Source organism: Streptomyces phaeolivaceus, assembly GCF_009184865.1.
Taxonomy (GTDB): Bacteria; Actinomycetota; Actinomycetes; order Streptomycetales; family Streptomycetaceae; genus Streptomyces; species Streptomyces phaeolivaceus.
On the sequence record NZ_CP045096.1, the window covers coordinates 6,158,708 to 6,172,723 of the forward strand.

Genomic DNA, 14,016 nt, shown 5'->3' on the forward strand with positions numbered 1-14,016 from the left:
GTACGGTCCATGCCTTTCCGGGTGCGTGCGCAGGCGATGCTCGCCGTACTGCTGACGGCGTTGCCGGACGGCGAGGGCGAGCGGCTGCTGCGGGGGCTGCGGGGCGACGCAGCGCTGGCGCCGCTCGTGCTGACCGCCCTGGCGCACCATGAGCTGCTGTCGCCCGAGGACATGACCGATGCCGAGCGTCTGCTGGTGCTGGCCGAGAACCTGCTCCAGCTCGTGGAACTGGCGGGCGGCGGGGAAGGCGTTGAGGAGGTGCTGCGTGACCAGGGCCCCGAGGCCAGGGACGCGGTTGCCGCCGCACTGAACTCCGCGCACCCGGACCGGGCCGGCCTCGAAGAGCTCGGGCAGCTCGCGGCCCGGGCACTGCGTACTCCCGCCGCCCGACTCGGCCGTGCCCGGAAGCGTCGGAGCACAGCCGGCAAGAGCGGCCGCAAGGGGCACCGCTGACCAGGGCATGACCGCCTGCTCATGAAGGCGCCGGGTGAGAACCGGCACCGGCACGGCACGGCGTCGGGCGGTGGGAAACCGGTGGACCCGGCGTCGTACGTCCCCGGAGGCGCGCTACCGTCACAGTCGTGGCCGAAGGGTGGGACGAGGACGGGCTGCGGGCCGTGCGTGGCGCGGTCCACGCTCAGGACGGGGTGGCGCTGCTTGGCGCGTTGCGTCGTGGTCCCGCGCGTGAGGTCCTGCAGTTGGCCGGCGATGGTGTGGCCGGGGCCGCGGCGCTGGGCCTGCCGACAGCCGCGGAGATGGCGGCCTCGTTTCTCGGCGCGCTCCGGGAGCGTGGCTTCCGGGGCGACGAGGAGTTGGCGGACCGGTTGCACGCGGTCATGGGCGACGCGGCGATCCCCCTCCTGCGCCCGCTCGCGGTCGATCTGGAGATGCTCGCCATGCTGCTGGAGGGCGATCCGGCTGAGTCGGGTGGCCGGATCGATCTGTCCACCGGGGAGTGCTGGCCGTCGTTCACCGACGAGTTGGGGACCGGGGTTGAGGCCGAGGAGGCGGACGATCCCGATCGGTGGTTGTACGTGCCAGCTCTGGCTGCCCGGGCCGGCTACCGGGATATGGAGCTGTTCATCGAAGGGCTCGGCGACGCAGACCTCGTGGACCGGTTGCGGATCGTCATCGGCGGAAGGGGCGCCTTTCGGCGCTTCAAGAATGTCCTCGCCGGTGACGAGCGGGCTTGGCGCCGGTACCACCGGTTCTGCGATGAGCGACAGCGTGGCCGGGCCCGCGCCTGGCTGGCCGAGGAGGGCTACTGCCCGAGTCTCCCCGTACCGCGGCGGACGGTGCGATCCTGACCCGCGCAGGAGCGGGACGAACTGGCCTTTGTACCGCAGCCGAAGGCTCGCTGAATCCGTACAGTGTGAGGCAGAGAGCGTGGGCGCTGGCCCGGGCGCCGCGATGGTCGCGGCCAACCTGGTCAGCGGACAATTGCGCCCCCGCTCCACCGGGACGGCCCCTGGATCGCGCAGGTGACGGCGATGGGAGGCCACGGGGAGGCCGGACGCCTTTGGATCAGATGGACACGACAACATGGGCCAGAACGCCGCGTGTGTTCTGATCAGCCAAAACTGGAAATGGCACCACAGGACGGAACCCGGCATCACGATCACTAGTGTCCTCGTAATGCGTAGGTCTCGGGTTCGAATCCCGAAGGCGGCTCTATGAAGACCCGGGTCTGCTCTGCTTTGACCTGGGTCTTTTTCATCAGCGGCGAGCTGACCTCTTCGCCGGACTGGTCAGCGACCGGCGCCCGCGCCGGGTAACCCCAGCGGTGTCGCGCTTGTGCATGATCCGCTCGATACGTATGTGGTTGACCCGCTGGTGCGCAGCACGGTGATCCAGCGGGCCAGGGCGTCGTCGGTGGGCGGCGCGGGCCTGTTCGCCGAACAACCACGAAGAGGAGGAGTGGTCGGTTCTGCCGTAGCCGCCGCCGCAGCTCTTCCCGCTCCGCGCTCGCCCGGCGTCCCTGACCGCAGTCGATCGTGTCCTGCCTGACTCAGTTCCGCAGACCCTCGGCGCGCTGACCTCGGTGACGGTGTTGCCGGAGGACCGGGCCAGCGCGACTCCATCACGTTTGAACTCGCATACGGGCTACTGCGGTTACTCATGCTTCCCAGCCGACACCGCTTCTTCTGGAACCTCACGTTCCAGGCTCCAGATGGTCCAACATCACGGGGAAGCTTGCGGGAAGCGGTCCACCCGATCCGGGCCGCGTCTCCAAGCCGGCGCGGTGCCTGGGGCGCCGGGGCCGCTTGTCCTCCGAGGAAGCGGGGAGTTGAAGCTGTTGCGCGGGACGAGGTACTCGAACAACGCCAACGCCCGCGTGAATGGGCTGAGTTGGGCCGCCAGCGCGTTCATCTGGGCATCCTGACGGGCGATCACCTCAGCCTGGTGCCGAGTAGGCGCGATCGGCTCCTCGTGCGACAGCGAATCCGGCTCCCGGCACATCCTGATCCGACCGTATCGAGCGGCGTGGCAACGCGCCAGGAGCATCACGCGCCGTCACATCGGCCTTACCACCTTCACTCTGCGATTACTAGCGGAATGTTTGCCTCAAGCCCCTGCGTAAACTCTAGTGAAAAGTGAGGGATTGTGGCTCTGGACAGCGATCAAGCTGCGGAGCTAGGCTCTTGTTGGCCATTATCAAGGAACCTCGAACTGGCGCGAACTGGTTCGCTGTGAATCCATGCTGCGCCGATGTCGCCTCAGCGTGCCGATTCACGTGTGCAGTGCTGATGGACATCGGCTGGTCGGCAGGAAAGGATGCTAATTGCTGGGCCCGTATGAAGCGCTGAAAGATGGCCGTATTCGGTTCAGAGGTAACCGAGTTCATGACTGTATCGACGATGTGAGAAAGCTCGAGGTGCCGGTCTCGAAGTTTCAGAGACGAGTACAGGATCTCGCAAGTGACAAGGCGTTTGCGAGCATCTCGAGGATTAATCACCGTGTTTTCTCGGCCGCGCATTCATATTTTTCGGGACGCGGTGCGCTGTTCACCCTCCTGCCTCTCGTCACGCGCATGATCTCGTCGCCGGGCGCGGTGTACGGGAAAGAAGCGATCAGCTATACGTCGGACACTTCTCCTGTCACTCTTTCATGGTTCGATCTGCCGGATTCGGCGTTTCTCTCCGAGTCTTCGCAGATTTACCTTGAATTGGCGCTGGCTCAGCCGGGGGTGGAGGAAGTGTACAGCGTTTACAACTCCTTCCGGCTGGAGGAAAGTGATTTCTCCCATCTCTCGGAGTTTCACCACATCGAGTTCGAGGGAAGAGTATCGCAGGAATCCAATCTGTCCTGCGCAATCGGGCTGATATCGCATCTTCTGAACGAGCTCCTCGAGAACGAGGAGGAGGCTCTTGCGTACTTCCTGCCCGCCGACAGGCTGACCGAGTTGGCGTCACTGACGTCTCCTTCGGCTTACACCCACCTGACCCTCCGCGAAGCACTTGACCTTCTTCACGAGGACACGGGCGACAACCGGTTCCGTAACTTCACCACGGACGGTACGTTCGGCAGCTGGGAAGAGATCCGGCTGACCTGGATCTGCGGTGGCCCTGTGACGGTGAGTCAGTACCCGTTGCTTGAGGTGCCGTTCTACCATGCGGAGAACCGGGACTCGAATCCCAGGACCGCCAACAACGCGGACATCATCTGGCCGGGCTACCGGGAGATACTCGGCAGCGGTGAACGTATCGGCGGGAGTGATGAACTCGCCGCCAAGGCAGAGACCTTCCAGCTTCCGCCCCAGGACTACGCGCCGTATTTGGAGACCCGGGAGCTCGACGACTGGCGTCGCAGTTCAGGATTCGGCCTCGGCTGGGAACGATTTGTCCAGGGCGTGTTGGAGATGCCGGCGATCTGGGACGTGTGCCACTTCCCGCGAACGCATTCGACTCTCAAGCCCTGATCGTTCATCAAGAAGCAAGAATTTAACGGGAGGATCGCCGCTCATGGCTCTTATTGACGATGACAGGTTCGAGGAGTTCTTCGAGCCGTACGCCAAGAATGTGGACAACTTCTACAAGGCTTCGTACTGGCGGCTCTGCGACGAGATCATACGTGAGCTGATACGGCGTCACCTTGACGTACAGCCGGGCGATCACATCCTGGACGCCGGCGGTGGCACCGGACGCTGGGCCAAGTGGTGTGTGCGCGAGCTCGGTACGCGGGTCACCGTCGCCGACAGGTCACGCAACATGCTGGACCAGGCCGCGAGGAGCCTCGCAGAGGCGCAGGACGCGGCGCTCGCCGAGAAGGTCGAGCTGCTGGGCTGCGACATCGAGGACGCCCCGGAAATTCACGACGACACCTTCGATGGTGTCATCAGCATCTACAACATGCTCAGCTTCAACACCGATCCCGGCCGGGCATTCGCCACGATGCACCGGGCTCTCAAGCGGGGGAAGCACGGCCTGATCATGGGCCAGGGTTTGGCCAACGCCCTTGCTTCGAAGTTCAATCGGGACCTCGCGTCCCCGGACGAGATTCGCAAGCTCGGTGAGACTTCGATCGTTCAGTGGGCACCGCACGTTCCCCCGCTCCGGGTTTTCTCCGCCGCCGATCTCACGGAGCTGGCGACGAAGGCGGGCTTCGAGGTACGTGGTGTCTTCGGGGTCACCAGCCTCGTGCAGCCCGGGCCCGAGGACTTCACCTACCCCTACGACAAGATGAGCGACATCTCCCGCTTGTTGGACGACCCTGCTGGCTTCGAGGCCGCTCTGGAGCAGGAACTTGCCAGGAACGGGCAGCCCGGATGGGCCGACCGCGGGGTGAACCTGATGGTTCATGTGTACAAGCCGTGACGGAGCCGTACACATACCTGGCGCAGGTCTACGACGGGTGGACTGCGGAGAACCAGTACGAGGAGTGGTGCGACTTCGTCGAAGAAGAGTGGCGCTCCGGCCCGTTGGAGGTCCGTGACGTTCTCGAGCTGTGCTGCGGGACCGGCACCGTCCTGCAGCACCTGGCTGGGCGCGGATATGCCGTCACCGGTCTGGACCGCTCTGCGAACATGCTGGAGCGCGCGAAGGAGAAGCTCGGCCCGTCGGTTCCGCTCGTCCGGGCCGAACTTCCCGAAGTGCCCGTCGAAAACTCCTTCGACGCAGTTCTCTGTGTCTTCGACAGCGTGAACTACCTGTGCGACGAGGCCGCTGTGCAGGAGACCCTGCGTTCGGTGCATGGGGTGCTGAGACCGGGCGGCAGCTTCATCTTCGACGTCAACTCGTACCGCAAGCTGAGCGAGCTGTTCGGTTCCTCGCACTACGGCGATGATCTGGACGACTTTGCGTACGTCTGGCGGAACAGGTTCGAACCGGACACGTCCTGCTGCGACTTCCTGATCACGTTGTTCGTCCGCTCGCCGGACGGCACCTATGCCCGGTACGAGGAGCACCACCGGCAACGTGCCTACGAGCGGTCCCACATGGCGTCGCTCGCGAAGAGCGCGGGGTTCTCCGGCGTAGAGGTCTATGACGACTACAGCCGGCGGCAAGCGGGTCCGGAAACGGCGAGAGAGACGTGGGTCCTCACCAAGACCTTGGGAGGGTGAGGGGTGGCCGGCACTTCGAGCGCAGCAGGTCGTCCTGCCCGGCCGCCGGCCCTTCGGCCGGGGGACGTCATCGGGGTCGTCAGCCCGTCCGGTCCCGGCGCCCCTGTAGCGCCGGGGCGGTTCGGCCGCGCGGTCCACGCCCTGAAGGACATGGGGTTCGAGGTCAGAGCGGGCTCGCGGACCTGGAGCACCGGTGACAGCGCGGGCACGCCGCAGGAGCGTGCAGCCGAGATCAACGAGTTCCTCCGCGATCCCGATGTACGGGCGGTCATCGCGACTATCGGGGGGCACACGTGCAACGCGATCCTGCCACTGGTCGACTACACCGCGCTCCGTGAGCAGCCCACGATCCTCGTCGGCTACAGCGACATCACGGCGCTGTTGCTCGCCTGCGTCGCCAAGTCGAATGTCGTGACCTTCCACGGACCGACGGTGATGGCGGAGTTCGGAGAGTTCCCGGCCCCTCTCTCGTACACCCGGGACTCTTTCCTCACCACCTTGACCCGGCCCGTCGCCGCTGGCCTGTTCCGGCAGCCCACGGAGTGGAGTGACGAATTCCTGCTCTGGGACTCCGAGGACGGCCGAGCACGGTCGCTCAACACCTGTCGGCCCCCGGCATGGCTCGTAGGGGGAAGCGGCGCCGGACCGCTGCTCGGCGGCAATCTCGACACTTTGTCCATCCTGGGTGGCACCGAGTACCTGCCCGACTTCCGCGGTGCGGTCCTGCTGTGGGAGACCTGCGCCACCTCCCTCGCCAGGATCGACCAGCTTCTGACACACCTGGAGATGCTGGGCGTCATGGACGATCTGGCGGGGATGGTCGTGGGCCATGGGTTCCGGGCTTCCCCGGAGTTCGAGGGTGAGCTGCACACGCATTTGGCCGAGCGATACGCCGATCGCGGGTTCCCCGTCGTCGCGGGTGTGCTGGCCGGCCACTGCGACCCCATGCCGACCCTGCCACTGGGGTGCCGAGTCGCCCTGGACTCGGGGCGCCGCGTGATCGAGGTGATCGATGCCGCTGTTGGATGACGAGGTCAGCGCGTGCGTGGCGCGGCTTCTCGGCGAGAACGGGTTCACACGACTGCTCGCGGTGCCGTCCTTCCCGGTCGGCAGCCCGCAGGGCTTTCACTATCCGCTCCGGACCGAGATGTCGGACGGCAGCGAGTGGTATCTGCGCTCCTGGGGCACCGACTTCCGGACCGTGAGCAGGGCATGGCTTCGCGGGGGCCTCACCGCTGCCTTCTCGCTCGGCTGGGCGGTCCTGCCGGAAGGGCAGACCGACCGGCTGCTCATGATCGAAGCCTTCGGCACGGACGCTTCCGCGGCGGACAGCCTCCAGAAGCGGGCCCTGGGCCTAGTCGAGCCCTATACGTGCCGGTCAGCCGTCGCGGAGAGCGAGCAGTGGGATCACGTGAGGCTGCGCATCGCGGCGCTGCTGCGCTCGGACCCAATTCACAGCCCGGACGGGAGTGCTCTTGGTGATCAGTGACGCCTACCTTCGTACGCTGGAAGCTGCCCGGTTCGTGATGCCCGGCTCCTACGGCCGGGGGATCCCGGTGTGGCAGGACGCCGGTCTCCGGGCTGCTCGCCGCCTGGTGTCGGCTTTTGAGTCGGCTCTCGGACAATGGTGGACACCCCGCGTCGTTGAGCACCCCTTCCTCATGCCCGCCGCCGAGTACAAAGAGGTCTTCGGCGACTACACCAATGTCTACGAGACAACGGTCCCCGAAGCAGGCGGGTCATATGTGCTCGCCCCCGACAACATGCCGGCCAGTGTCGGACTGTTGCGCAAGCACGGGGGTGACGAGCCTTTGGTGGCTGTCGGAGGGCTGTTGCGCGTGCTGCCGGGCGGGGCTCAGCCGCTCTTTCGCGACCGGCACATCTGGCCCGCCGTCCAGGTGACGCATCTTGTCAGCGAACAGAGCGCTGTTGCGGAGCTGGAGCGGCATCGGCTCGCGGTCGCACAGCTGCACGAGATGCTCTGCCTCCCCGTGATGACGGTGCGCACCGGGAGCCTTGCCTCCTACGGCAGGACGACCTATCTGACGGTCAGTTGCCTGCCTGACGGGCGGCCCACGGTCACGGCCACGCTCTACGTGATGTCGGGCCGCTACCGAGACAGACTGCCCACTGACTCCGAGGTGATCGATGTCGGGTTCACCGGAAAACTCTTGGCTCTCGTGGCCCTGCACCACCGGGACGCCTTCGGGCTTGTCCTCCCCTCGGTCCTTGCTGAGACGCAGGTCGGTCTTCTCGTCGAGGAGGAGGACCGACAGAGCCAGAAGTGGCTGACGGCCCAAACCCAAGCCGGGGTCCGGGTCCGCCCGATGCACTCCGCACCACCGCCGTACGCCCGCCGGCGGGCGGAGCGACGTCTGCTCCGGCAAGGTGTCCCGCTCATAGTCGGCGTACGAAATGAAGCTCTCCGCATGGCCCGCAGGTACCCGCTGTGCCGGTCAGATCTCCCCGCCCTTCCGGAGTCACGGGTGCTGCACGGCGAACTCACCGCACACGATGACCGGCTCAGACGGATCTCCGCCGCCCGCTTCTCGGCTGGGCTGAGGGAGGCAGGGCGTCTGGTCGCGCGCTGTGACAGATGCGCCGAGGCGAACGGAGAAGAGATCTTCGGCTGGGCCGTTCCCGAGACGGGGGCGCCCTGCGACGCATGTGGAGCACCGGGGAGCGAAGTCCTTCTGGGCGGACGCTTCTACTGAATGCAAGTGTGATGGGAAGGAGAGCGACATGAGATCGCTGCGCGATTCGAATGAAGTGCGCGACGACCCGGATGCATTGGCGGAACGGCTTCGTGAGGAGGGTTATGTCTATCTGCCCGGCGCTCTCGACCGGGCCCGTGTGGAAGCCGTTTCCGCTGACCTTCGGGCCGCGCTGCACAGGGTCGGCTGGCTGGACGAACCCGGTACGACGCGGGTGCGTGCCCGCGATCGCAAGTTCACCGGCGAGTCACTGAGCGGGGGATACGCTGCGCTGCAGAGCGTCGAGTCGTTCCATGCGCTGGCGCATGACCAGGTTCTTCTTGACATCACCTCCGGGCTCATCGGCGGTCCTGTCTTTTGCCATCCGGCGCATGTCGGCAGGGTCGCGTTTCCCGTTGACGGTCCGGCGGGCTTCTTCACCAGGCCGCACCAGGACTTCTCGGTCCTTCATGTCACCACGGACGTGCTCACGATCTGGATCCCGTTCACGCCCTGCTCGGGCGACCACCAGGGACTGTGCATCCTTCCCGGCTCGCACCGGGAGGGGTTCCGGGTCCCGGACCCCACGATGGGCGGCGCGCGTCCCCTGTATATGCGCGAAGAACCCCAGGATCCGCGGTGGGCCACGGCCGACTACCAGCTCGGTGACATCGTCGTCTTCCACAGCCTCACGGTGCATGGATCGATGGCCAACCTCAGCGACGCTGTCCGTCTGTCGGCCGACATTCGGTACCAGCTGCCCACAGATCCGATACGTCCGGAGTTCCTTCACCCACATGGATGGCCGCGCACTCCCGACTGGCCGGAGCTGACACAGGGGTGGACGTCGCAGCGGTGGATATCAACTCCCGCAGATGTTCCGCAGATACCTACGCCGCCCGGTCTCGACTACCTGGAGATGCTGCAGCAGATCGAGCCTCCACCGTCGCGCATTCTTTCCGGCTCATGAAGGGCCACCTGATCAAGACGGGAAGGTCCGTGTCAGACCTGTACCTTCAACCCGCGGTCGGCACCACGATCGAGCCGGAGGCCATTGCAGAACTGTGTACGCGCCTTCGCGCACCGGACTGCCCGCCGCAGGGCATCGTCCAGCTCGGCGAATGGGAGCTGGAATACCGGCACGCCAGGGCGTTCGCGTACACCGTTGAACTACTGTTCCGAGACGGTATCTACGATCTCGACGGCCTGGCGCGGTCTGGCGTCATCCTTGACGGCGGCGCCTGGCTCGGGCTCAGCGTGCTGCGCTTCCGCTCCCTGTTCCCTGATGTGCTGATCCATGCCTTCGAGCCCGATCCGGCGCTGTTCGAGGTATTGACGAGGAACTTGGAGCGCAACGGAATACGGAACGTGGAGGCGCACAATGTGGCCCTCGCCGACCGTGAGGACGAACTGGAGTTCCTCGCCACCGGAACCGACGCCGGAAGCCTGTGTGTCCGGGCGCGTGAAGGCCACCTCACGAGAGTGCCGACCCGTGTGCTGAGCGATTTTGTGTCGTCACCCGTCTCGCTGCTCAAGCTCAATGTCGAGGGGTCCGAGTGGGACGTCATCGACGAGCTTGGTGACCGCCTCGCTCTCGTGGACCAAGTCCTCATCGAGTACCACGGATTCAACGAACTGCCGCAGACGCTCCACCGCATTCTCGGTCGCCTCGACGAGTACGGATTCACCTACATCGTCAGTCATTTCGACGAGCGGAACCATGCCTGTGTGCCTCCACTGAGGCTCACCGCCGACTTCCGGTACTTCCTGCTGATCTATGCCCGCAAGCTCGATACCGCGAAATGAGGTGATCATGGATGGGACTCTTCTCCGACCATCAGCCCATGTTCGTCGAGGTTGAGACGACCACGTACTGCAACCGACGGTGCACCTACTGTCCCAACAGCATGTTCGACCGCGGGCTGCGGAAGAACGAGGTGCAGATGCCCGAGGACCTGTTCCACAAAATCGTGCAGGACCTGGGACGCAACCACTTCTGCATGCAGTTCAGCCCGCACAACTACGGCGAACCACTGGCCGACCCGCGTATGCCGCACCTTCTCGAGATGGCCAGGCACGAGATGCCGAAGGCCCGTATCGCCCTTTACACCAACGGCGACTTCCTCACACCTCAGCTCTTCGAGAAGCTCACCCCCTCCGTCGACGCCTTCGTCATCACCCAACACGGCGAGAAGATGCCACCCGGTGTCAAGGAGATATTCGACGAGTCCGGGGGTTCCCATCCGAAGATCCGCTACAAGACCGCGCAGATGATCAAGGCGAACGCCTCCAACCGGGCCGGGCTCATCCCCATGCAGATCAAGCGCCGCGAGGCATGCGGCGTGGTGATGAACGAGTTGCACATCAATGCCCACGGCCAACTCATCCTGTGCTGTGAGGACTTCCTTGCCCAGAAGGTCTTCGGGAATATGAGGGACATGACGATCGAGGAGGCCTGGTCCTCGGAGGAGCGTCTGCGGGTGCACCGGGGCAATGTCCGTGGCGACTTCACGTTGGATCAATGCGCCACCTGTGGCCACGGCCGGATCACATGATCTCCGGCGTTTCGTACGAGCGAGTGGTGGCCCTGTCGCCGCATTTCGACGACGCGGTGCTGTCCGTCGGCGGCTTGCTCGGGGACCTGGCCGGCCGGACCCTCGTCGTCACCGTGCACGGCGGCTCTCCCTCGGACGACGCCCCGTCCGACTGGGATCGGCTGTGCGGGTTCGCATCCGCCACCGCTGCGTCGTCGGCCAGAGGGCGGGAGGACCGGGTCGCCTGCGGCGTCATCGGTGCGGAGTGCGCGCATCTGCCTCTCCCGGACGGCGCCTATGGCGCACCCGCGTCCGTCGACGCGCTGACGGACGCGTTGCGGGCGCATGTCACCGAGGACACCCTGGTGCTCGTCCCGGCCGGCGTCTGCCGCCACGCGGACCACCACCGCACCAGGGACACGGCTCTGAAGACGCTGGCGGAGATGGGCGTGGGCCAGGTGTGGCTCTACGCCGACCAGCCCTACGCGAGCAGGTCGGGCCACTGGGGCGGGCCCGGCGCGGAAACGCTGGCCGATGAGGTGTGGAGGGAACGCATGGCCTGGGTCGTCGAGAATTTCGGCCTTCCAGAAGCCAGGACTCTGCGCCTCACGGCGGAGGCTTGGGCGGTGAAGCACCGAGCGATCCTGGCGTACGCGTCACAGTTGGGTCCGCTCGCCACGTACGCCGGCCATTTCCTCGCCTTAGACGGGCCCTTGCGAACAGAAATGATCTGGCGGGTGGGACTGCGGCCTACGCCCTCGTCCCCCGGCGAAGCGGAAAGAGAAGGCAGGGCGTGAACATCTTCTTCTACTGGTCCGGTCAGGAATTCGACTTCAGTCATTTTCTCGCCGTCGCGTCTGCCGCGCGTCACGCGCCGGGCGCGGACGTCGTCGTGGTGGTGGACGAGCGGCCGGTGGACAACGTTCATTTCGAACGAGTCCAGCGACTCCCCGGCGTGACGGTGGAGCCGTTGAGCCTCGGCTCGCTGGTGTCGCCGGAGTTGCGACGCCTCTACCCGCGCCTGCGGTTCGTGGCGCACCGCTCGGACCTCGTGCGGCTTGCCCTGCTGGAGAAGTACGGGGGGTTGTATCTCGACACCGACACCCTGACTGTTCGTGACCTCAGCGGAACGCCCGAGGTCCTCCTGCTCGAGGACGGCAAGATCGTCTACTTGGGCTGCTTCGCCCTCCCGGCGGGACACCCCGTCCTGGCCACCATGCTGACGGCGCTGGAGGCCATGCCGGAGGCCGATCTGGATGTCCACCAGAGCATCATCTACACTTGGACACATATCGTGCGCGATCACTCACCAAAAGTGACCTTCGGCGATCTTGGCGCTTACATCCCCGTGCACTGGAAGAGCTGGGAGCGTGTATTCACCGAGCGCCTTCCGGTGGACGGCATCCGCATCTTGCACCACTACGGCCACTTCAGTCACCGGTACACGCGTACGATGGACGAAGCGTGGATCCACCGTAATGACTGCCTGTTCAGTGACCTCGCACGGCCCCTGCTGAGCGACCTGCACGCCCTGGGATGGTAGGGCGCGTGCGCGGATATCCTGTCTCCGGCGTGCGGAGCGGCGAGATAGTCTACCAGTAGGGAAGCGTCGGGCGACCGGCGAACTGCGGACAGTTGTGAGGGCAAAGTGAGCACCAGCAGTTTCATCTCGGCCACGATTCCATACGTGAATTCCCGGCCCCACCTCGGGCATGCGCTGGAGTACGTTCAGGCAGACTGCTTTGCGCGCTTGCAACGCCTACAGGGACGTGATGTCTACTTTCTCACGGGCTCGGACGAGAACAGCCTGAAGAACGTTCTCGCGGCTGAGCAGGAAGGAATTCCTACGCAGGAGCTCGTCGACCGGAACGTCGTTTTCTTCCAGGAGATGATCGAACGGTTGGAGCTGAGTCAGGATCAATTCATCCGGACGAGCGTCGACCCGCGCCATATCGCGGGCGCAACTCGGATCTGGGAATTGATCGCCGCCAGCGGGGACATCTACAAGAAGTCCTACGAGGGGCTGTACTGCGTCGGCTGCGAGCAGTTCTACGTGCCTTCCGAGCTGGTGGACGGTAAGTGCCCGGAGCACCACGTTGCGCCGGAGCGGGTCAGTGAGGAGAACTACTTCTTCCGGCTCTCCCGCTATCAGGATCAGCTTCTGGACGTCCTCAGGAGCGGCGAGCTTCAGGTGGTTCCCAAGAGCCGTTACAACGAAGTCGTGAGCTTCGTCGAATCCGGCCTCGCGGACATCAGTATTTCCCGTTCCACTGATCGTGCGCGGGGCTGGGGCATCCCGGTACCGGGCGATCCGAGCCAGGTGATCTACGTCTGGATCGACGCCCTCACCAACTACATCACCGCGCTGGGATGGGCCGAGGGGGACGACCTGTACAAGCGTTACTGGGAGGACGCGGACTCCCGCACGCACGTCCTCGGCAAGGGCGTCACGCGCTTCCACTCCGTCTACTGGCCGGCGATGCTGATGTCGGCCGGTCTCCCGCTGCCCACGGACACGTTCGTGCACGGTTACATCACGGCCAACGGGCAGAAGCTCAGCAAGTCGCTGGGGAACGCCATCGATCCCATGACGGTGATCGACAAGTACGGCATCGACGCGGTGCGGTACGCGTTGCTCGCGGATCTCTCGCCGATCGAGGACGGAGATTTCAACGAGGAGCGGCTCGTCATGCGGTACACCACCGATCTGGCCAATGGCCTCGGAAATCTGGTGAGTCGTGTGGCCAGCATGGTCGGGCGTTACCGGGACGGTGTGATTCCGCAGGCCGCGGGCGAGCTGACGGACGATGACAAGCGGCTTGCCCGACAGGCCAAGGACAGTGTCGAAGGGGTGCAGGCGGCGATGAGCCGTTACGACCACCGTGACGCGCTGACGCACGTGGGCAATCTGATTCGTGCTTCGAACGCCTATGTGGACAACAACGCGCCCTGGCACCTTGCCAAGGCCGTGGCCGCGGGAGACGAGACGGCGTCCGCCCGTATGGACACCGTGTTCCTGTATCTCGCGGGGGCCATCCGCCAGGTGGGCCTGCTGATGTTGCCCTTCCTGCCGACGTCCGCCGAAAAGATCCTCAAGGTGCTGGGTGAGGAGAGCCACCGCCTCGTCGAGCCGTCGGCCTGGCTCGACGGCCTCGCGGGCAGGCCGATGGAGCGGCCCCTGCCGATCTTCCCCCGACTCGACGTGGTGGCCTGACAGTTATGTCGGATC

13 protein-coding genes are annotated in these 14,016 nt (G+C 65.2%); all 13 read left to right on the plus strand.

Annotated elements, in window-relative coordinates:
* Positions 1–581: 581 nt before the first annotated feature.
* The 13 genes from F9278_RS28610 (at position 582) to metG (ending at position 14,001) form a co-directional block, all read left to right on the plus strand.
* Positions 582–1,307: a UPF0158 family protein gene (locus F9278_RS28610; protein WP_226966994.1), complete on the plus strand. Its 726-nt coding sequence runs from the start codon at positions 582–584 to the stop codon at positions 1,305–1,307.
* A 1,553-nt stretch (positions 1,308–2,860) separates the two neighbouring features.
* Positions 2,861–3,919 (plus strand): amino acid--tRNA ligase-related protein, encoded by a 1,059-nt coding sequence (locus tag F9278_RS28615; protein WP_226966995.1) that lies wholly within the window; start codon positions 2,861–2,863, stop codon positions 3,917–3,919.
* Between the two features lie 43 nt (positions 3,920–3,962).
* The gene (locus F9278_RS28620; protein ID WP_152170886.1) at positions 3,963–4,814 is read left to right on the plus strand and encodes an SAM-dependent methyltransferase; all 852 of its coding nucleotides are present in this window, start codon (positions 3,963–3,965) and stop codon (positions 4,812–4,814) included.
* Positions 4,811–5,560: a class I SAM-dependent DNA methyltransferase gene (locus F9278_RS28625; RefSeq protein ID WP_193241680.1), complete on the plus strand. Its 750-nt coding sequence runs from the start codon at positions 4,811–4,813 to the stop codon at positions 5,558–5,560. The genes F9278_RS28620 and F9278_RS28625 overlap by 4 nt, the downstream gene beginning before the upstream one ends.
* Before the next feature lie 3 nt (positions 5,561–5,563).
* The gene (locus F9278_RS28630) at positions 5,564–6,589 is read left to right on the plus strand and encodes a S66 peptidase family protein (protein ID WP_152170888.1); all 1,026 of its coding nucleotides are present in this window, start codon (positions 5,564–5,566) and stop codon (positions 6,587–6,589) included.
* Positions 6,573–7,049: a hypothetical protein gene (locus F9278_RS28635; protein ID WP_152170889.1), complete on the plus strand. Its 477-nt coding sequence runs from the start codon at positions 6,573–6,575 to the stop codon at positions 7,047–7,049. Before F9278_RS28630 ends, F9278_RS28635 begins: the two co-directional genes overlap by 17 nt.
* Before the next feature lie 67 nt (positions 7,050–7,116).
* A complete protein-coding gene (locus F9278_RS28640) occupies positions 7,117–8,274 on the plus strand; it encodes a hypothetical protein (protein WP_152170890.1) in 1,158 nt (385 codons plus the stop codon).
* A gap of 28 nt (positions 8,275–8,302) precedes the next feature.
* Entirely contained in the window at positions 8,303–9,223 is a 921-nt protein-coding gene (locus tag F9278_RS28645) for a phytanoyl-CoA dioxygenase family protein (protein WP_152170891.1), read from the plus strand.
* A 29-nt stretch (positions 9,224–9,252) separates the two neighbouring features.
* Entirely contained in the window at positions 9,253–10,059 is an 807-nt protein-coding gene (locus tag F9278_RS28650) for an FkbM family methyltransferase (protein ID WP_193241681.1), read from the plus strand.
* A gap of 11 nt (positions 10,060–10,070) precedes the next feature.
* Positions 10,071–10,808: a radical SAM/SPASM domain-containing protein gene (locus tag F9278_RS28655; RefSeq protein ID WP_152170893.1), complete on the plus strand. Its 738-nt coding sequence runs from the start codon at positions 10,071–10,073 to the stop codon at positions 10,806–10,808.
* Positions 10,805–11,584, plus strand: coding sequence for a PIG-L deacetylase family protein (locus F9278_RS28660; RefSeq protein WP_193241682.1), 780 nt, complete (start codon positions 10,805–10,807; stop codon positions 11,582–11,584). The genes F9278_RS28655 and F9278_RS28660 overlap by 4 nt, the downstream gene beginning before the upstream one ends.
* Positions 11,581–12,330: a glycosyltransferase gene (locus tag F9278_RS28665; RefSeq protein WP_193241683.1), complete on the plus strand. Its 750-nt coding sequence runs from the start codon at positions 11,581–11,583 to the stop codon at positions 12,328–12,330. Before F9278_RS28660 ends, F9278_RS28665 begins: the two co-directional genes overlap by 4 nt.
* A 105-nt stretch (positions 12,331–12,435) precedes the next feature.
* Positions 12,436–14,001 carry a methionine--tRNA ligase gene (metG, locus tag F9278_RS28670; RefSeq protein WP_152170896.1) on the plus strand — a complete coding sequence of 522 codons (1,566 nt, stop codon included), beginning with the start codon at positions 12,436–12,438 and terminating at the stop codon, positions 13,999–14,001.
* Positions 14,002–14,016: the final 15 nt, after the last annotated feature.

Bases quoted from the DNA above. Each gene is read 5' to 3' on its own strand.
- F9278_RS28645 (WP_152170891.1), top strand. From the start codon at position 8,303: ATGAGATCGCTGCGCGATTCGAATGAAGTGCGCGACGACCCGGATGCA.
- F9278_RS28635 (WP_152170889.1), top strand. From the start codon at position 6,573: ATGCCGCTGTTGGATGACGAGGTCAGCGCGTGCGTGGCGCGGCTTCTC.
- F9278_RS28660 (WP_193241682.1), top strand. From the start codon at position 10,805: ATGATCTCCGGCGTTTCGTACGAGCGAGTGGTGGCCCTGTCGCCGCAT.
- F9278_RS28620 (WP_152170886.1), top strand. From the start codon at position 3,963: ATGGCTCTTATTGACGATGACAGGTTCGAGGAGTTCTTCGAGCCGTAC.
- F9278_RS28655 (WP_152170893.1), top strand. From the start codon at position 10,071: ATGGGACTCTTCTCCGACCATCAGCCCATGTTCGTCGAGGTTGAGACG.